Below are 19,458 nucleotides of genomic sequence, written 5' to 3'. Positions count from 1 at the left end.
AGAAGCTATATATCCAGCATTTGTATGCTGGGATCAATAAACGGGGGACATATACATGAAAAAAATATTCTCAGATGTGCTCCAATTCCGTGGCACGCATTATGATTTTGGCTATTTTCAGGGAGAGAGACTGCAAAATTCCATTTTAATAAAAAACAGGGAGCAGCAGTGGAAAGTGAGAAAGCCGCGATTTGATATAAAAGTAGAACAGACAAAGCAGGTTTTTCAGGCGGTGGCTCCGCGTATTTGGGATGAATTTTCAGGATTTAGGGACGCGCTGAATTGGCCAATGGAACGGGTGTTGTTAGAGTTTGGAGGGTACAGGACTAAAATTGATCCCTCCGGCTGCTCCATTTTTGCTGGTGAAAACTACCTTGTCCGCAATTATGACTACCATCCAAAAACCTATGATGGCATATACTCGCTTTTTCAGCCAACAGACGGCGGAAATGCCCTTATCGGGGTATGCCAGAAAATTACCGGAAGATCTGATGGTATGAATGAAAAGGGGCTGACGATGGGTTACACTTTTATGCACCGGAGACGGCCGGGGGATGGCTTTGTCTGCAATATGATTGGCAGGCTCATTTTAGAGCTGTGCGAGAATGTCGATGAAGCAGCTGATTTGTTAAAAGAAATTCCTCACCGTGGGTCGTTCAGCTACGTATTATTTGATAAAAACAGCAAGATACCTTCCATAGTAGAAACCTCACCAAGAAGGGTAGAGGTGCGGCAGGGGAATGCCTGTACCAATCATTTTGAAATGATGACCGAGGAAAACCGGCATGTTTTGGAAGATTCCAAGAAAAGATTGCGTGCGATGGAAGCCGTGGCACCGCATCATTTAACAGGGGAAGAAGCATTCAGACTATTAAATGATACTGATCAAGGCGTATTCTCGAAACTTTACGGAAACTGGGCAGGAACGATTCATACTTCTGCTTATTTTCCTTCAAAACTGGAAGCCTGGTATGCATTGGGTGGGGATCAGGAACCGAAAAAGTTTGATTTTGCAGCATGGCTGGATGGGAAGGATTTTCCGGTAGAACGTGTGGAAGGAGAAGTAGATACAGAGATTCCATTTGTAAATAGGGAAAAGGCGGACTGGTTTAAGTCATAAATGGTAATGATGAAAAATGACTTTCCTCCATTTATAATAAATGTGAAAAACAGGGAATTTAGAGGCTGTTCAATAGATGATGATTAAGTTGTTTGGATATAATCATTTCAACTCTTATGAAATGCACTAAAATAGACAATCCATTGCTGATTTATTACGATGAACATAGGGTACATTAAAGATATGGCTAAATTATTATTGAAAAGGAATGATACAATGAAGGTTCTGATAGTAGGTGCAAATGGTCAGATTGGAAAGCATTTGGTTAAATTTATCCAAAAAAGTGATAACCTGGAAGCAAGAGCAATGATCCGCAAACAGGAGCAGGCTTCCTTTTTTGAAGATTTAGGAGCAGAAACAGCTGTAGTAGATCTGGAGGATGACATAGATGCCATAGCAAAAGCTGCCGATGGGGTCGATGCAGTCGTATTTACTGCAGGTTCCGGTGGTCACACTGGAAAAGACAAGACCATTATGATTGATTTGGATGGAGCAGTTAAAACAATTGAAGCGACTAAAGCTGCAGGTGTAAAGCGTTTTGTTATGATTAGTTCCTTTGATACAACCCGTAAAGCAATTCAGGAAGCAAATGAAAACTTTGCACCATACGTTGTCGCCAAGCATTATGCGGATGAATGGTTAAAAGCAACTGATCTGGATTATACCATTATACATCCCGGATTACTGACAAATGAAGAAGGAACAGGAACGGTTAGTGCAGCATCTGAAGTGAATAGAGACGAGGTTGCGAGAGAAGATATTGCAAGCGTAATCCTCGCCAGTTTGGAAAATGAAAAGTCGATCGGAAAAGAATTTCAAGTAGTGAAGGGAACAACGCCTGTTGAAGATGCAGTGAATTCCATCTGATAACTTTTCAAATAAAAGACAACTTGCCGCGGTGAGTTGTCTTTTATGGTTTCCACGGGTTCCTTCTGGGCAAAAGACGCGGAACATTCTTTTTATACTCCCGATAATCCGCTCCAAATTTTTCTTCCAACAGCGGCTCTTCTCCAACGATAAAATAAATATAATTAACAGAGGAAAATAAGATAAACCAAATAAGCAAGAGCCATGAACCAAAAAAAATCGTTTCACCCAGTAAAATAAATGCCACTCCACTTATCATCGGATTTCGCATGTATCGATAAAGCCCGCTCACTACCAAGTTTTTTGGAGGATCCCATGGCGCGAGTGTACCTTTTCCCCTTTGGATAAACTGACGAATTGACAATATGACAATAACCAGTCCCAGAATGAAAATTACCCCGCCGATAAATAGTACAAATACATGATACGGAAAAGCAAATCCCCAGGCCAGACGGGAAGAAAACAAGCATAACAAAATCACCGGAATAACCACAGTGACATTAAAAGGCAATATGGTAATGGAAAGGAATTGCGACAGAATAGATGGCTTGTCCGGTTTCATCATGCCCACCTCCATATTTTCACAGTAAAGATACTAAATTTTGTCTCTAAAAGTGTTAAACTAAGTATAAGATATTGTGCTAATGGGGGTCAAAAGGTTGAAGCGTGTTCTTGAGCTCGTTGGAAGCAGGGTAATTAAAACAGGGGTTGCCATTTTCCTTACAGCATGGATTTGTGAATTGCTGAATTGGCCGCCGGTATTTGCTGTGATAACGGCAATTGTAACATTGGAGCCCACGGTCTCTGACTCCATTAAAAAAGGCATGATCCGTTTTCCGGCTTCTGCTATAGGATCAGCTTATGCTGTTATCTTTATTGCGTTGTTCGGAAATTCTCCGATTACATATACATTGGCAGCTGTACTGACCATTGCAACCTGTTTTCGTTTGAAGTTGCACGCCGGTCTTCTTGTAGCGACATTAACTTCCGTAGCTATGGTGGAAGTAATTCACAGCAACTATTTAATATCTTTCTTTATTCGTCTCGGAACTACCACTGTAGGGCTTCTTGTGTCAACTATGGTAAACATGTTTGTGCTCCCGCCGGATTACACGAGGGAGATCATACAAAATATAAGAGAAATCTCTAAGCAAACCGGGAACACAATAGGGAAAATTATGAAAAGTTTGCTGAATGAGAATGACCCAGCGCAAAATCAATCTGATTTAAACCAGCTTGATAAAAAGATCGTGCAATCGGAAAAATTAATTCAGTTTCAAAGGGAGGAATCCAAATATCATCCGCTTGTGGGAAGTGAACGAGATGCATTCCACCTTGCCGAGCAGAAGTTGAAAAATCTGCGGCTGATTCACTACCATATGACGAATCTCATGAATATGCCGCCCCAAATATTTTTGTTATCTACGGAAAAACAAAAAGTGATTCAGCATGCTGCCGGATTTCTCGTTAATAATCTGAAGGATAACTCAAGATATGATGAAGAAAAGCACTTGGAAGAGGAATTACAACTGCGTAAGTTATTTTGGGAGGGAAATGTATCAGCTGGGAAGCATGTTGATTATCTCACAGGATTTCCTCCGGACCTAATCATCTTATATGAATTATTATCGATTTACAATCTTGCAAAATCATTTCATCAGAAAGTAAAGTAATCTTATCTGAAAGCAGATGGGGCGTGAGACGTGAGTTTTTTCCTGGAATAGCAATTGGATGAAACACTTCAAAATGCACTTGCTTTAGTTTTCACATTTTGATAAAATTACAAGGGATGAAATGACTAAAATAGTTTTTCGGTCATAACGGAGGAGAACTGTGAATGATCACTGATAAAAAAGTAAAAATTATACATGCAGCAATGAAGTCATTCAGCCTTTTTGGATATAAAGGAACTACAATGGATCAAGTCGCAAAAATAGCTAAAGTGGGTAAAGGTACGATATATACTTACTTTACTACAAAAGAAGAGTTGTTAAATGAAATTATTCGCAAACTGGGTATTGAAATGAGAAAAATAGCGACAGATGCAGTTACAACCGGACATCCTTTTGTTGAAAACTTTAATGCTGCTTTATTTGCAGTTACCAAATTCCAGGAAGAACATGAGCTGATGATTAAACTTTCACAGGAAGTAAAGGAGATGGGGACTCCTGAGGTTATTGAAGTACTTCAGGATATTGAAAATGAAACTTGTGAATTCATTGAGTCAAAAATTAAATTGGCAATAGAACGGGGAGAACTGAGGGAGTGCGATCCTAAGATCACAGCTTTTTTAATGTTTAAAATGTACGTTAATCTAGTTAATGATTGGAAAGACCGTTATGAGTCTTTAGATAAAGACCAGATTGCAGAATTAATAAACATGTATTTTATTGAAGGTATAGGTAGCGAGTAATAAGAGTTACCTTTTTTATTTTTCGTGAATTGACCAAAAAACTATTTTGGTCAAAATATACTTTATCATAGCAATACTGTATTGGAGGAGTTATGAGAAATATTTGGAGTATTTTTAAACAAGATTTAAAAAATATACGGAGGGTGCCTTTCGTAGGGATCCTGCTAATTGGACTGGCTATTTTACCTGCGCTGTATGCCTGGTTTAATTTAGGAGCTTCCTGGGATCCATATTCAAATACGGAGGGAATACAAATTGCTGTAGTGAATGAAGATGCAGGGGCAGAGATTGAAGACGAGTATATTAATATTGGGGATCAGCTGGTCGAAAACCTTGCAGATAACCGTGAAATGGGTTGGGAATTTACATCAAGACAAGAGGCAGAAGATGGAGTGAAGCATGGTGATTACTATGCAGGCATCTATATTGATCATGCATTTTCTGAAAGCCTGGCTCAAGTAATACATGGAGAGCCTCGTAAAGCAGAGGTAACGTATCAGGTAAATGAAAAGATAAATGCTATTGCGCCTAAAATGACATCAGCCGGTGCTTCGGCTATTGTAACTAATATAAATGAACAGTTTGTACAAGAAACAACGAAGGTTTTATTTGAGGAATTCGACAGGTTGGGTATAAGACTGGAAGAAGAACTTCCAACGATGCGGAGGATAAAACAGGTTATTTATGAACTGGACGAACATTTACCGGAAATAAACAGATATGCTGAAACCTTAATAGAGGTAGAGGAAAACTGGGAAGAAATTGATAGTAGTGTAGAGCAATTTTTAGCATTGGAAGATTATTTCCCGCAAATTCATAGTGGTGCAGAATTGATATTACGCTTGAAGGAACAATTTCCTGTTATTAACCAGTTGGGTGATGAAGTTTTAAAACTGGAACAGTCTATTCCGGAAATGGAGCAAGCCGCTGAAGATTTAAATTCAATTGCTGAGCGATTTGCTGAAGTTGCCAATCGTCTGGAATGGGGATTAGAGAATACCCAATTGGCACATAACAATATAAATAATATTCAAGAGAGAATCCCATCATTGGTCGAAAAAAGAGATAAAGCCGGGGAATATGTGGAGACCCTTCGTGAATTTGTACAGGAGGTGGAAGGCTCAGTAGATTCAGTAAATGAAATTTTTCTTCAACAGCTGTATGTTATGAACCAAACAGCGTCGGCTGTCGATCAAACACTGGCTATGATTGAAAATGAGGAATCGGTGGAGGGGATGGCAAGCGTTTTTAGACAGCTAAATGATCAATTAGCATCTAATATAAATGTCCTCGAAAACACCATTGACATGTATGGAATACTATATGGAGCAACAAAAGATGAAAATGTACTTGCAATCATTGATCGATTAACAGAGCTGCAAAATGTATTGGAATCTCTTCAACAAGAAGTTGAACAGCTCATTGGACACCTGGAACATGAAGAGCTTAACACGGAACAAATAGAGACAGTTCGTCAAAAAGCACATAAGGCTGAAAAATCATCAAGCCATTTTGCAAATTTATTGGAAGGCGAATGGGCTGAGAATGTAGATGACGCGTATGCAGGATTATTGGATAATTTACCCGAGTCGGTATCTGAGATAGGAGATGCCTATGTTGAACTCGACGAAATTGGAGAAGTCCTTGAACAGGCAGAGCAGGTGGTAATTGCAGGAGAGGAAACAATCAAGGAGTTGCTAAATACGTTACCTGATGTGGAGGCAAGAGTGACAGAGCTTGTACAAAAGACACAGGAAGAACTTCCAGATGTCATTGATATAATCAAAAGGGTAGCAGATTTTACAAGAGATGACTTGCCGGTTATAGAAAGTCGTGTGAGTCACGTTGCCAAAATGATTAAAGATGATCTCCCCGGTGTTGAACAAAAGTACGTAAAGGTTGCGGAAATTTTAAAAGATCAAGTACCAGAAGTAAAAGCGTCATTAAGTGAGTTAAATAACTTTAGCCGGGAGCACCTTCCTGATTTGGAAGAAACAATTCATAAAACGGTAGATCGAATAAGCGTTATAGAAGATGGGGACCGAATTACTAAATTGATATCCGTTTTAAGAAATGATTTGGATGAAGAGAGCGATTTTTTTGCAAGTCCGGTTAATTTAAAAGAAGAGAGTTTATTCCATATACCCAACTACGGTTCAGCGAATGCTCCCTTTTACACTGTTTTAAGTTTATGGGTCGGGGCATTGTTATTATCCAATTTAATATCAACAAATCTCCATCCGGAAGACATGCGAAAGAGTTACACATTGCGGCAGGTATACTTTGGTAAAATGATATTGTTTTTAATCGTAGCAGTACTCCAAGGGATTATTGTAAGTGTAGGGAATTTACAATTACTTGGAATCTATGCTGCTCACCCATTTTTATCAATATTATTTTCCGTGATCATTGCTGTGATTTTTATGACAATTGTTTATACACTCGTTTCTATTTTGGGGAATTTAGGGAAGGCATTAGCAATTGTCTTGCTTGTCCTTCAGTTATCAAGCAGCGGGGGGACATTTCCAATCGATGTAGCTCCGTCATTTTTTCAGGCTATCCATCCATTTATGCCTTTCCCCTATGCTATAGACCTGTTGAGAGAAGCCCTTGGCGGGATTATTTCTTCACTCGTTTGGAAAAATATAGTGTTTCTTCTTGTGTTTTGGATCCTTGCATTAATTATTGGTCAGTTATTAAAGCCAATTCTTACAGAACGAATTGAAAAAACGTATCAAAAATCGAAGGCAAGCAGACTCATTGATTAGAACAGCAGAAGGTATTAGGTGTTAGCCTCTAAAACAGCAGGGTAACACCTTTTACTTTTTCATAAGAATGGAGAGCTTGGAGGATAAACGCCTTTACAAACTATATGAAATCCGTTAATATACAAATATATAGAATTTACAGATTTTTTATTATTTCAGTTTTGTAGTCTGTATTTTTGCAGATTTTATATCACAGTAAAAGTAGGCGTTTTCTAAAATCCAGCGTACACAATTAATATTTTGCAGACAGTCATTCACAGTTATAGTGAAAGTTGTTCTTCCATATATATGAATACAGGGACAAGTGGAAAAAAGTGAAGGTCCCATTCAATAGATTACAAAGGGGAATGAGGGGGAGAAGAGAATGGAGAAAGAAACAATCGTACTGGATGAAGAAAAGCTGGCCAGTTATCCGCAGCAGCCGCATGGCGGAAAATTAGTAAACAGGGTACTTACAGGGGCAGCGCTTGATGATGCCATGGAAAGAGCAAAGCAGCTGCCAATGATCATGATAGATTTGGAAGCTGTAATTACAGTTGAAATGATAGCAACTGGCGTGCTGTCTCCGAACGAAGGTTTTATGAATGAGGAGGATTATAAGTCCGTTCTCACAGATGGGCGTTTGAAAAATGGTGTTATTTGGCCTGTGCCGCTCAGTTTCGCACCAGTTGGCGAGCGGAATGAACAAATTATTAAAACATTATCCGTTGGAGATGAGGTGGCACTTGCCGATGAATCGAAAGAGCCGGTTGCCATTCTGAAATTGGATGATATTTTTCACTATGACCGGGATTTCCGTGCTTCCCACCTGTTTGGAACAACAGACCGGAACCACCCCGGGGTGGATGCTGTTTACCGCAGAATGGGTGACACTGCTTTAGGCGGTCCGATTCAATTACTGCGCAGGGTACACTGGGGACCATTTGAAAATATAAGAATGGAACCAAAAGATACTTGGAAACAATTTTATGAAGAAAAGAAATTTAACGCTGTTGGCGGATTTATTACAGGGGCAAACCCGCTGCACCGCGGGCATGAGTATATTCATAGGAATGCGCTGGAAGAATTAGATGGTTTATTTGTTCAGCCATTAGTAGAAATGGCCAAACGCGAATATACAAGACATGAGTTTCGCATGCTGTCCTATCGCAGTGTGTTGGATAATTATTATCCGAAAGACAGAACGTTGCTGGCCCCATTAAGGGTGACGTATATTTTTGCTGGCCCTCGGGAAGCAGTTTTGCATGCCATCATTATGAAAAATTATGGTTGTACCCATGCTCTGATTGGCCGGGATCATGCCGGTATTGGTGACTATTACGACAAATATGCAGCACATACTATTTTTGATGAATTTACAGCGGATGAATTAGGGATAGATATCCGCTTGTTCCATGAAGTATTTTATTGCACGCGTTGTGACCATCCGGCAACAGAGATGACTTGTCCGCATGATGAGCGCTATAGAATTAATATTTCGGGTACAGGTATTAGGGAATTATTGCGTTATGGTGTGCTGCCGCCTAAAGAAATTGTCAGGCCGGAATCAGCTCGAATTGCGATGCAGGGAGTTCAGCCAAAAGGAATCGATGAAAATAATCAAGCCGTTTCGCCGGTCGGAAAAACAATTAAAAGTATTTTCCCGTACTATTTGAATCGTTCCAGGCTGGGCGGCGCCATGCGAAATCAAGCCCTTGAAGCAGAAGAACTGACAATTGATGACTTGGAGAAGGCTATTTTAGATGTCCGGTCAAATGCGGATCGAATTTATAAAGAAATCTTTGATGAATTCAGTTATGTTTCCGATACGCTGCGGACAGCACAAGCTGATTGGGTAGCTGATGCGCGTGAAGCCATTCATAAACAGCAGGATATGGTTGTGGAATATTTGGAGGAAAAAGTGAATAAAGCAGCAGAAAAAGCATCTGATGAATTTATGTATCAGGATAAGGAAGAAGCAGCGCAGGAATTAAAAGTAGCTAAACGAATTTTTGATGATATTCCATCTGCATTAAGGTCGGAAGCATTGGCCTACAGGACTTGGAATCCGCTTCCTTATCAGCGTTATCGCGGGAGTGATGAAGACTAGCATAACTTGGTATTTTGTTTTGTAATGAGGGGATAGTGAAAAGCTATCTCCTCTTTTCAAGTTGTACATAGTTTATGATATTACTTATAATACATTATATAAGGAAAGAACGAAGGGGGAGTAATCATCAGTAAACCGAAAAAGAAAAATGATGAACGGTTTGATTGGATTGTTACCATTGTGGATATATTGTTGTTTTTTCCACGTCTCATTGGACAATTTGCTAGATGGGTATTTAATCTTTTTTGAAATGAGGGGAAATATGCAGCGAAAACCACTCCCTGAATCATTTTATCAGGAAACAACGCTTGACCTGGCGAAAAAACTGCTAGGTTGTATTTTAATAAAAGAGACAGAGGAAGGAACAGCTTCAGGTATTATTGTAGAAACGGAAGCTTATCTAGGGATAACAGACCGGGCAGCACATAGTTTTGGAAACCGAAGAACAAAACGAACCGATATCATGTATCAGAAAGCAGGTCTGGCATACATCTATCAAATGCATACGCACAAGCTTATTAATGTAGTAAGCGGCGAGGAAGAACAGCCTGAAGCTGTGCTGATCAGAGCTGTAGAGCCTTATGCAGGGATAGATAATATGTTGAAAAGAAGACCGGTGAAAAAGTTTCAGAATCTGACGAGCGGACCGGGGAAGCTGACAAAAGCATTGGGAATTGATATGGATGATTATGGGCATTCCTTGCTTGAACCGCCCTTATTTATTGCTGAAGGTGAAGAACCGGAAGGCATTGAGCAGGGAAAAAGGATTGGAATTGATAATAGCGGGGAAGCAATGGATTATCCTTACAGGTTTTGGGTTTCGGGTAATCCGTTTGTTTCAAGATGATTTATTCATTAATTTATTGGAAATCAGCAACAAGTCTATGTGCAAGAACCAATTTTGTTTATGCATTAGACCGGGATGTGTTCGTAACATGAGGTGAGTATATTAATATGCTTCTCGGATTAATCCGGCAATTCATTGGCGCCTCTCAAAATAATTTGTAAAGAGAATACCTCATCTTGCAAAACGCCCTATGTGGTTGTTTACCATTTTAACAGTTAGATAGGTTGTTTTATTTATTTAAAAAATTACAAAATAAAATTGCGAAATGAGCTGGTATATATTAAGATTTTAACTATGACGAAGGTGAGAAAATGGAAGTAAAAAATCAACCTAAAAACAGAGATTAGTATCTCTCTATTTGTAGGAGAATTATTAATTTTCTATCGTGATATTTGTTCCTTGTTTTTGATATAACTTAAAAACTGCCTCACCAGATCATTCCGGTAGAAAGCTTTATAATAGTAGGATTAGAAATTTGTTTTATATATCAGCTCTGCAATTACTTGTTTGGGTGAATGATTAAATAAAAAATAAGGAGGAATACGCATGTCTGAAATAAACGAGAACTATGATAAGGGAAGCAAATCCAGTAAATTCAAAGTACCTCATGTTTATGTCATTATTTTTATATTGATTGTGATAGCGGCTATTGCAACTTATTTAGTGCCGGCTGGTGAATACGAGCGTACCGAAACAGATGATGGACAAACAGTCGTCGTCGATGGTTCTTATGCAGAGGTAGACTCTACCCCGGTTGGATTTTTGGAAATTTTTCAGTCCATACACCAGGGTATGGTAGATGGAGCGGGAATTATCTTCTTTATTTTTATTATTGGAGGAGCGTTTGGGATTTTTCGAGCAACCGGTGCGTTGGATAATGCCGTAACATCTGTAACGACAAAGATGAACGGAAAAGAATTTTATTTAATTCCTGTTCTGATGGTTTTCTTTGCCCTTGGTGGAGCGGTCTTTGGTTTGGCGGAAGAAACGATTCCGTACATTATGATTATTACGCCGCTTGCATTACTGCTCGGATATGATTCCCTCGTTGGTGCCGGCATTGTACTTGGTGGGGCAGCAGCAGGTTTTTCTGCAGCTTTTATGAATCCGTTCACCATAGGTGTGGCACAGGGAATTGCAGAACTTCCCATTTATTCAGGTCTTGTACCAAGAATTATATTTTGGCTTATATTTGTCGGCATTACCATTGCCTATGTCATGCTTTACGCGAGAAAGATAAATAAAGACCCTACAAAGAGTCTGATGTATGAAGAAGATAAACAGAAAAGAAAACAGGTAGAAGAAGTAGAAAGAAAGGAATTAACAACACGGCAAGGAATTATTTTGGGTATCTTGGTATTGACTGTTTTCGGATTAGCTTTTGGTGTTATTGAGTTCGGTTGGTACATTACAGAAATTGCAGGGCTGTTTTTTTTAATGGGGATATTAATGGGTATCGTTGCTAAAATGAAAGTAAATTCTATTGCTGAAAACTTTGTTAAAGGCTGTGAGACGCTGGTGATGGGTGCACTCGTCGTTGGATTCGCGTACGGTATACTGGCTGTTCTGCAGGACGGGCGGATCATGGACACAATTTTGTATGCTTTGTCCAACGCGGTCAGCGGCTTACCCAGTCAATTGACGGCAGTCGGAATGTATCTTTCTCAATCTGTATTGAACTTTCTCGTTCCCTCCGGTAGCGGTCAGGCGGCCTTAACGATGCCGATTATGACCCCACTTGCTGATTTAGTTGGTGTGGAACGGCAAACAGCCGTGCTGGCTTTTCAATTTGGTGATGGTATTTCGAATATTTTCTCACCAACTTCAGGGTACTTCATGGCAGGGTTAGCTGCAGCGGGAATTGCCTGGACAAAATGGGTGCGATGGATTTGGCCATTACTGGTTATTCAATATATTCTTGGGGGAATTTTTGTGACGATTGCTCATTTATTCCTGTTTTAATTTTGTTATTTTTAATATAATAGTTATTAACCACTGGTGCTGTTGGACATGAAGTTCCACAGCACTTTGGTTTATATAAGTGTTAAAACAATATTTTATATGAAGAGGGAATATATGAGTCAAAAAACATTCGCAGAATTAACAGCACAAGTAATTAAAGACCGCCGATATTTTCATCAGTATCCGGAATTATCATGGCAGGAATTTGAAACGGCAAAATTTATCAAAAAAAGGTTGAGCGAGTTAAATATTGAGTTGCTGGACTACCCATTGCCACATGTAGTTGGATATATAAATGGAGCAAAAGGGAATCAGACAATCGCATTACGTGCGGACATGGACGCATTGCCTGTACAGGAAGAAGGAGAAAAGCCATATCAATCCAAAAATCCGGGTATTTCCCATGCCTGTGGCCATGATGGACATATGGCTATATTGCTGGGAGTTGCGCAGTGGATTTCAGAAAACAGGGGTAAGGTCTCTCCCAATATCGTCCTTCTTTTTCAGCCCTCGGAAGAAACAGAGCCAAGCGGGGCAGCAAATCTAGTGAAAAAAGGTGCGCTGAATGGAGTGGATGCAGTTTATGGTCTTCATTTGTGGCAGGGATTGGAAAAAGGGAAAATTGGTCTGGCCCATGGCCCAATGATGGCTTCTTCGGATGAATTTGAAATTACCATTGAAGGGTCTGGAGGTCATGGATCAACGCCGCATACAACGGTTGACCCCATTTATATTTCCTCTCATATTATTCAGGCAGTGCAAGCAATCGTGAGTAGAAATACAGATCCAAACGAGACGAAAGTCATATCGATTGGAAGTATAGAAGCCGGAAAAACATACAATATAATTCCCGACACGGTTACGATGAAAGGTACTGTACGAGCTTTTTCACTGGAGACAGTGGGTTATATTGAAAAACGTATACGTGAAATTACTGAAGGTATTTGCAACACCTTTCATGCAAAAGGGAAGGTCGAATATATTAAAGGTACGCCACCCTTGATTAATCATAAGGAAGAAAGCGAGCGAGTGGAGCGTGCTGTGCAAAAGGCATTTGGTAATGATGTTTTTGAAGAAATGACACCTATTATGGGAGCTGAGGATTTCTCAAACTACCTGCTATACAAGCCGGGAGCTTTTACTTTTGTTGGAATGGGCGGCGAAAAAAGCAAGTACCCTCATCACCACTCCCGTTTTGATATTGATGAGAAAGTTTTGCCGAATGCCATGAAATGGATGATCCAACTCATAAAAGACTATCGATAGAGAAGCACGCTGAAAAATAAAAATTATCAAACACAAAGGAGCATTGGTAATGAAAATTAAGAAGGTGGATGTTTATGGATTGAAGCTGGCTCTGATGAAGCCATTTATTGTTTCCTATGACAGTTATCATGATATGCCTGTGATTTTGACCCGAATGGAAACAGAGGATGGTCATATTGGCTGGGGTGAGTCAGTCCCCGATCAGCATGTTACAGGAGAAACATGGGATAGCGTATTTGAAATCATTCGTCACGAGCTGGCTCCTCTTGTTATCAATGAATACTCATTCAATATCAATCGAATTCATCGAAAAATGAATGAACAAATGCACGAAGCACCTGCTGCAAAAGCGGCAATAGACCTTGCCCTCTATGATTTGATGGGGAAAATTTCAGGACAGCCTGTGTATCGATTGATCGGAGGGCAGGCACATGATTATTTGGATATCCCAAATGTGATAAGTATTTTACCCCCTGAAAAAATGGCAGAAGAAGCGAAAGAAATTGAGAAAAAAGGGATAAACCATGTGAAAATAAAAGTTGGTACAGACCCGGGTACAGATATAGAGCGAATTCGAATGGTTCGTCAGGTACTGCCTGAGCACATTAAGCTTCGAGTGGATGCCAACCAGGGATGGACAGCAAATGAAGCAATTTATGTTATTGAAAAAACGCGTGATTGCAAAGTGGAATGGTATGAGCAACCGACAAAAGCCGGAGATCATGGAGCTATGGCTGAAGTGCGGCATGCCACACGCGTTAACATTATGGCAGATGAAAGTATTCACCAAGCTGAAGACTTAATAGCATTATCCCAACTTAGGGGAGCCGATTATATCAATATTAAGCTGATGAAAACTGGGGGTATCTACCCGGCACTAAAGCTGGCAAATCTTGCAGATTCTCTAGGACTGCCATGCCAGGTTGGTTCGATGGTGGAATCTGCCGTTGCAACAATGGCAGGAGCCCACCTTAGCTTTTCCCAGCAGATTATTCGTTCAAATGAAATGGTTGGTCCGATGATGTTTAAAGAGGATGTAGCAAAAACAGAATATCGTGATGGCATGATAATTGTTCATGATCAGCCTGGTTTTGGGATTGAAGTTGATGAAGCGTTTGTCAGGCAAAAAGCAGTCAAACATTTTAAAGTGGAATGATAAATTCATAGTGTGCCAATGAAAAGGAATATAATCAATAAGCCAAACTTTGAGGAGGATAGATAAAAATGAACAAAGGAACTTCCACAATAAATATAGAAAGACTAATGGATACGATAGAGCAAAGCGCTAAAATAGGAGAAATACCTGGGAATGGTCTCAGAAGGCTGGCACTTTCAGAGGAAGATCGGCAGATGCGTAATTTTTTCCAATTGTGGATGGAAGAAGCTGGATTACAGGTGAGGATTGATGATTTTGGTAATATGTATGGCAGGAGGAAGGGAAGAACAGATAAGCGTCCAGTTGTCATTGGTTCCCATTTAGATACACAGCCGGCTGGGGGCAGGTTTGACGGGGTGCTCGGTATTTTGTCTGCATTGGAAGTAGTTCGAACGTTAAACGATAAAAAACTGGAAACGGAAAGACCGGTGGAAATCGTTAATTTTACAAATGAGGAAGGCGCACGGTTTGCTCCTTCAATGATGGGGTCTGGCGGAATGACAGGAGCTTATGAAAAAGCTGAAATCTATAAAAAGAAAGATCGGAATGGAAAAACTTTTGAAGCAGAGTTGGAGTGGATTGGTTACAAAGGAAAGTTGGAAAACCGGTTGCAGGATATACATTCATTTGTTGAACTACATATTGAACAAGGGCCATTTTTGGAAAAGGAAAGTACTTCCATAGGCGTAGTAACCGGTATTTTTGGAAGTGCATGGCTGAAAGTAACAGTGAGTGGTGAAGCAGACCACGCGGGGGCAACCCCAATGAATATGAGAAAGGACCCCTTAAATGCAGCTGCTGAAATGATACTTGCCATTGAGCAAAATGGAACAGAACATGGAGGTGTTGCAACAGTTGGTAGCATCTCAGTCAGCCCGGATTCCATCAACAGCATTCCTGGTGAAGTGTTTTTTACCATTGATTTACGGCATTTGGAAGATAAGGTTAAAGAAAGGGCTTTGGAAAGAATGAAAACAAACATGGAGACCATCGCCCTAAATAGAGGAGTCAGCCTAGACATTAAAGACATCGAAAAAGTGGAAGGGAACAAATTTCATCCGCAAATCATCGAACTTATGGAGGACAGTGCCCGTGATCTTGGTTGCTCTTTTAAGCAATTGCCAAGTGGAGCAGGCCATGATGCTCGTTTTATGAGTGATATGGCGCCAACCGGCATGATTTTTGTTCCAAGTGTAAATGGTAAAAGTCACGTTGAGTCTGAATTAACAATGGATGAGGATATTGAAAAAGGGGTAAATGTACTATTTGAGACTGTATGCCGGCTGGCCAATATGGATAAGGATTTAAATTAAGTAATAAATTACTTATTGTGAGAGGGGAAAGGGATAAAAGTCCTTTCCCTTATTTAAGTTGTAGAAGCCTCTTTTGCATTCTTTTTAATGATGCTGCCGTTTTCTGTCTGCAAACACTTTTAATTGGATTAATAGTTTTCAGCCAAACCATCAATCTGCTATAATTTAGTTGACGAAAAATCAGAAAATTAAAGTAGCAATGGTGGGGGAGTACGAATATGAAAAAGAAATTACTTATTACTTTTGCAAGTCTACTTGCTATCGTATTTATTGGATTAATTTTTGCGGGTAATTACTTTTACGGGGAAGGGATTAAAAGAGGAACGGAGGTGGAACTGCACCGGGAAGAAACCGATACGGTGGCATCTGCTGCGGATCAAGCACTTTTGGAGGAAGTGAACAATTGGTTCGAGAGCCAAGAAAAAGAGCTCATTGAAATGACTTCCTATGATGATTTGAATTTGGTTTCCCAGTTTATTGAAAATGATGCTGATGACCAACGGGCTGTCATACTTGTCCATGGGTTCCGCAACACCGGAGAAGATATGGGGAAGCTGGCTAGACTTTATTATGACAGAGGTTTCGATATACTGCTTCCGGACGCACGGGGGCATGGGGAAAGTGAAGGGGATTACATAGGATATGGCTGGCATGATCGATTGGATGTTGTTGACTGGGTTAATTTGCTGATGAAGGAATATGGGGCAGAAGAAATTATTTTGCACGGGAATTCGATGGGAGCTGCCACCGTACTAATGACCAGCGGCGAAGACTTGCCGGATGAAGTGAAGGGAATCGTTGCCGATAGCGGATATACCACCGTAAAGGATGAGTTGGCACACCAATTGCAGCATATATATGGATTGCCGGCATTCCCACTGCTTGAAATCACCAGTGTGATCACTCAAATTAGAGCAGGCTATACGCTTGGTGGTGCATCTGCCATCGATCAGGTAAAAGATAATACATTGCCGCTGTTCCTCATTCACGGGGGAGATGATGACCTGGTTCCAACTGATATGGCATATGAAATACATGATGCTGCCGGCGGAGAGAAAGAGTTATGGATTGTCCCTGATGCCGGGCATACAGATGCAATGGATAATATTACAGGAGAATTCAAAGAAAGAGTGGGAGCGTTTGTTGATCGTGTTTTGGGTGAATGATGGGACAGTTTACCTATGTCCCAATCGACAAATTTCCACGATTTTCGGGGAGTGACAGATCTTTAAGGTGGGACGAGCAACGAGCATTTACGCACAGTCCCAGGCACCCTCATAGTGTTTCCTTTAATCTTTCAGCCATTAATTGATAGCCTTTCCCGTTGGGGTGTATTCCAAACGACAATACCTTTTTTCCGTGATAGGCAAATGCAGCGTATAGATCTACGTATCTCACAGTATGTGAATTAAATCTGCTTAACACAGTGTTGAATTTTTGGATCCATGGATCACTATGAGGGAGCTGTGGATAGGGATTGTATAATCCGAGAACTTGTATGATATATGTTGAATGATTCGTATGTGAATGAATATGAATCAGCTCATGAATGATATTATGCATGTTTTGCCGGAAATGAATGTACGCTTCTTCCAATATCCACGGATCTTTTTGTTTCATATAGGCTCTATTTGCCTGAAGAAGGTCATTACTTCCAATAGAAATGGTGATGAAGTTGGATGCTGCGATATCGTGTCTTACAAGAGGGTTGGAGAGAAACTGTAAGAAATCAGTTGTTGTAATCTTCGGCTTTGCATGGACATGAAGCTGTATCGAAGTGTGATAAAGCCTTTCAAGAATTTGTGCATATTTTTGTACATATCCACTGCTGAAAGCCGAGCCAACTCCTGCTGATAAAGAATCCCCAAGTGCGGTGTATGTTAACGGCATGAAAGGCACTCCTTTTACAAATAGTCTTATAGTATATGAGAGAACCTGGAGTGTGTGAAATACATGAAAGGGGGACGTAGGGTACCGTACACGAGGAAAATCGTGGTCGGAACCTAAGGTAGGTACACGAAAGCGAGATATTTATCAAGATATTAATTGTAAAAAATTATTAAATAAAAGTGCGATACATATTAGACATGAATAACATGTATCGCACTTTTATTGCTCAATTATCTATTGTAAATCTAGGCAATCAGTATACAGGCTGTGCGTGATAAGTCCGTTCAAGAATTTGCAGATAGTCAGCAGGTGTAACTATCCGAACATTACTTGATGTTGAGCCGTTCTGTAACGCCAATTCCACAATACTTGGGAAATCTTCTTCCCGTATATCAGGTAAGTCTTTCAATTTGGGGATATTGAGATCCTCTATTAAAGCTGCAATTCCTTTTATGAGCTTTTCGACAGCTATTTCATCTGTGTCCGATTCCTTTGCAAATCTCATATATCGTGCTATTGTAGCGTGAATTTGCTTGTTTTCCGCTGCGTTGAATTGTAGAACATATGGTAAGAAGACGGCATTTGCGACACCATGAGGAGTGTCATAAAGCCCACCAAGCGCTTCTGCTAAACAATGCACAGCTGCCACGTCAGCAGAACCAAAACACAGACCAGCCAACAAGCTTCCTTCTAACATGTCTTGACGAGCTGCTTCATTTTGGCCATCATGAAAGGCCATGGGCAATGCTGGAATAATGGCTTGCATCGCTCTGGCACCAAGCGCTTGTGAAATTGGATTTGTTACTTTACACGTATATCCTTCAATGGCGTGGACCAATGCGTCAACACCGGTAGCGGCAGTGACAGAAGATGGAACGCTGAATGTTAATTCAGGGTCAAGAACGGCCAAAATGGGTCGCAATAAAGCGTGTTTTAGTGTCATTTTCCGATGTGTAGATGCTTCGGTTATAACAGCGGAGCGAGTGACTTCCGATCCTGTTCCCGCTGTGGTTGGAATGCAAATAATTGGTGCAATGTTGGTGTATGGACGTAGACCGTCTGCATAGTCAGATGGTGTCCCGCCATTCGGTCCAAATAGTGCGACAACTTTACCTGTATCCATCGCACTTCCACCACCGATGGCAACAACAGCGCCTGCATTAAAGTCACGAAATTGTTCAGCAGCAGCTAAGCAATCGGTGTCCCTGGGATTGGGGGATATGGAGTCGAATAACGATACTTGAAATCCAGCTTCTTCCAGTGCAGTTTTTATCGGCTTAACTATTCCCGCACGAATTACACCTGGGTCACTTACAAGTAAGATAGATGAGTTGATTTGTAGGGACTGCAGCATACTTGGAAGTTTCCTGGCCTTCCCCATTCCCATCTCAATTTGGGTCGGACAAAAGTAGTTATAGGATTTCACAGATGTTCCTCCTTATTTTAAAGAACCTACTACATGACTTACCATATAGTTCTTTATAAAGGCAAATAAAAAGCTACAAGAATGGTTGAAATAATGAAATTCATCTATTCAGTGATGAAATAAAATAATTATAGGTTTATTTTCCGTTATATAAAAACAAGTAGATCAAAAGGACTACATACAAACGCAATATGATTTGTAATAATGGAAATTGCATTTATCGCAGTGTAACTGGCTGGCCGACAAAAACGCCACGTCCTGGGACTACGGGACAGTAGTTCCTCGTCCCATCATAAAGAATTGTGGCATTGTCGGCACTAGCACGTCCTGTACGTCGTAAG

At 40.4% G+C, this 19,458-nt stretch carries 15 protein-coding genes; 12 read left to right on the top strand and 3 right to left on the bottom strand.

The annotated features are described in order from the left end of the window. Nucleotides 1-55 precede the first annotated feature (55 nt). A complete protein-coding gene (locus ACDX78_RS19420) occupies nucleotides 56-1,120 on the top strand; it encodes a C45 family autoproteolytic acyltransferase/hydrolase (protein WP_486029979.1) in 1,065 nt (354 codons plus the stop codon). 216 nt (nucleotides 1,121-1,336) lie between these two features. Beyond that, nucleotides 1,337-1,987: an SDR family oxidoreductase gene (locus ACDX78_RS19415; protein WP_486030027.1), complete on the top strand. Its 651-nt coding sequence runs from the start codon at nucleotides 1,337-1,339 to the stop codon at nucleotides 1,985-1,987. A gap of 43 nt (nucleotides 1,988-2,030) precedes the next feature. Here ACDX78_RS19415 and ACDX78_RS19410 read toward each other — a convergent pair whose 3' ends face one another. Then, complete coding sequence (locus tag ACDX78_RS19410) at nucleotides 2,031-2,549, bottom strand: methyltransferase family protein (protein ID WP_486029977.1); 519 nt, start codon at nucleotides 2,547-2,549, stop codon at nucleotides 2,031-2,033. A gap of 82 nt (nucleotides 2,550-2,631) precedes the next feature. Between ACDX78_RS19410 and ACDX78_RS19405 the strand changes: the two genes are divergently transcribed. The 10 genes from ACDX78_RS19405 to ACDX78_RS19360 all read left to right on the top strand — a co-directional run bounded on the left by ACDX78_RS19405 (nucleotide 2,632) and on the right by ACDX78_RS19360 (nucleotide 16,967). Beyond that, a complete protein-coding gene (locus tag ACDX78_RS19405) occupies nucleotides 2,632-3,660 on the top strand; it encodes an aromatic acid exporter family protein (protein ID WP_486029975.1) in 1,029 nt (342 codons plus the stop codon). Between the two features lie 164 nt (nucleotides 3,661-3,824). Then, the gene (locus ACDX78_RS19400; protein WP_486029973.1) at nucleotides 3,825-4,400 is read left to right on the top strand and encodes a TetR/AcrR family transcriptional regulator; all 576 of its coding nucleotides are present in this window, start codon (nucleotides 3,825-3,827) and stop codon (nucleotides 4,398-4,400) included. Between the two features lie 92 nt (nucleotides 4,401-4,492). Beyond that, complete coding sequence (locus tag ACDX78_RS19395; protein ID WP_486029971.1) at nucleotides 4,493-7,168, top strand: YhgE/Pip domain-containing protein; 2,676 nt, start codon at nucleotides 4,493-4,495, stop codon at nucleotides 7,166-7,168. Nucleotides 7,169-7,532: 364 nt separating this feature from the next. Further along, nucleotides 7,533-9,257, top strand: coding sequence for a sulfate adenylyltransferase (locus ACDX78_RS19390; RefSeq protein WP_486029969.1), 1,725 nt, complete (start codon nucleotides 7,533-7,535; stop codon nucleotides 9,255-9,257). A gap of 262 nt (nucleotides 9,258-9,519) precedes the next feature. Then, complete coding sequence (locus ACDX78_RS19385; RefSeq protein ID WP_486029968.1) at nucleotides 9,520-10,104, top strand: DNA-3-methyladenine glycosylase; 585 nt, start codon at nucleotides 9,520-9,522, stop codon at nucleotides 10,102-10,104. 546 nt (nucleotides 10,105-10,650) lie between these two features. Continuing rightward, complete coding sequence (locus ACDX78_RS19380; protein ID WP_486029967.1) at nucleotides 10,651-12,066, top strand: YfcC family protein; 1,416 nt, start codon at nucleotides 10,651-10,653, stop codon at nucleotides 12,064-12,066. A 114-nt stretch (nucleotides 12,067-12,180) separates the two neighbouring features. Further along, nucleotides 12,181-13,332 carry a M20 metallopeptidase family protein gene (locus tag ACDX78_RS19375; RefSeq protein ID WP_486029965.1) on the top strand — a complete coding sequence of 384 codons (1,152 nt, stop codon included), beginning with the start codon at nucleotides 12,181-12,183 and terminating at the stop codon, nucleotides 13,330-13,332. Nucleotides 13,333-13,381: 49 nt separating this feature from the next. Next, nucleotides 13,382-14,488 carry a mandelate racemase/muconate lactonizing enzyme family protein gene (locus tag ACDX78_RS19370; RefSeq protein WP_486029964.1) on the top strand — a complete coding sequence of 369 codons (1,107 nt, stop codon included), beginning with the start codon at nucleotides 13,382-13,384 and terminating at the stop codon, nucleotides 14,486-14,488. Between the two features lie 68 nt (nucleotides 14,489-14,556). Further along, on the top strand, nucleotides 14,557-15,801 hold the full coding sequence (locus tag ACDX78_RS19365; RefSeq protein ID WP_486029962.1) for a M20 family metallo-hydrolase: 1,245 nt from the start codon (nucleotides 14,557-14,559) through the stop codon (nucleotides 15,799-15,801). Nucleotides 15,802-16,019: 218 nt separating this feature from the next. Next, entirely contained in the window at nucleotides 16,020-16,967 is a 948-nt protein-coding gene (locus ACDX78_RS19360) for an alpha/beta hydrolase (protein ID WP_486029960.1), read from the top strand. Between the two features lie 109 nt (nucleotides 16,968-17,076). Here the strand turns inward: ACDX78_RS19360 and ACDX78_RS19355 are convergent, their stop codons facing one another. Continuing rightward, entirely contained in the window at nucleotides 17,077-17,691 is a 615-nt protein-coding gene (locus ACDX78_RS19355) for a GDSL-type esterase/lipase family protein (protein WP_486029958.1), read from the bottom strand. A 253-nt stretch (nucleotides 17,692-17,944) separates the two neighbouring features. Continuing rightward, nucleotides 17,945-19,117, bottom strand: a complete 1,173-nt coding sequence (locus ACDX78_RS19350; protein ID WP_486029956.1) for an iron-containing alcohol dehydrogenase — start codon at nucleotides 19,115-19,117, stop codon at nucleotides 17,945-17,947. Between the last annotated feature and the right edge of the window lie 341 nt (nucleotides 19,118-19,458).

It is taken from the genome of Virgibacillus oceani (assembly GCF_041521345.1).
Taxonomy (GTDB): Bacteria; Bacillota; Bacilli; order Bacillales; family Amphibacillaceae; genus Virgibacillus_N; species Virgibacillus_N oceani_A.
This window is presented reverse-complemented; position numbering and strand designations above follow the sequence as displayed.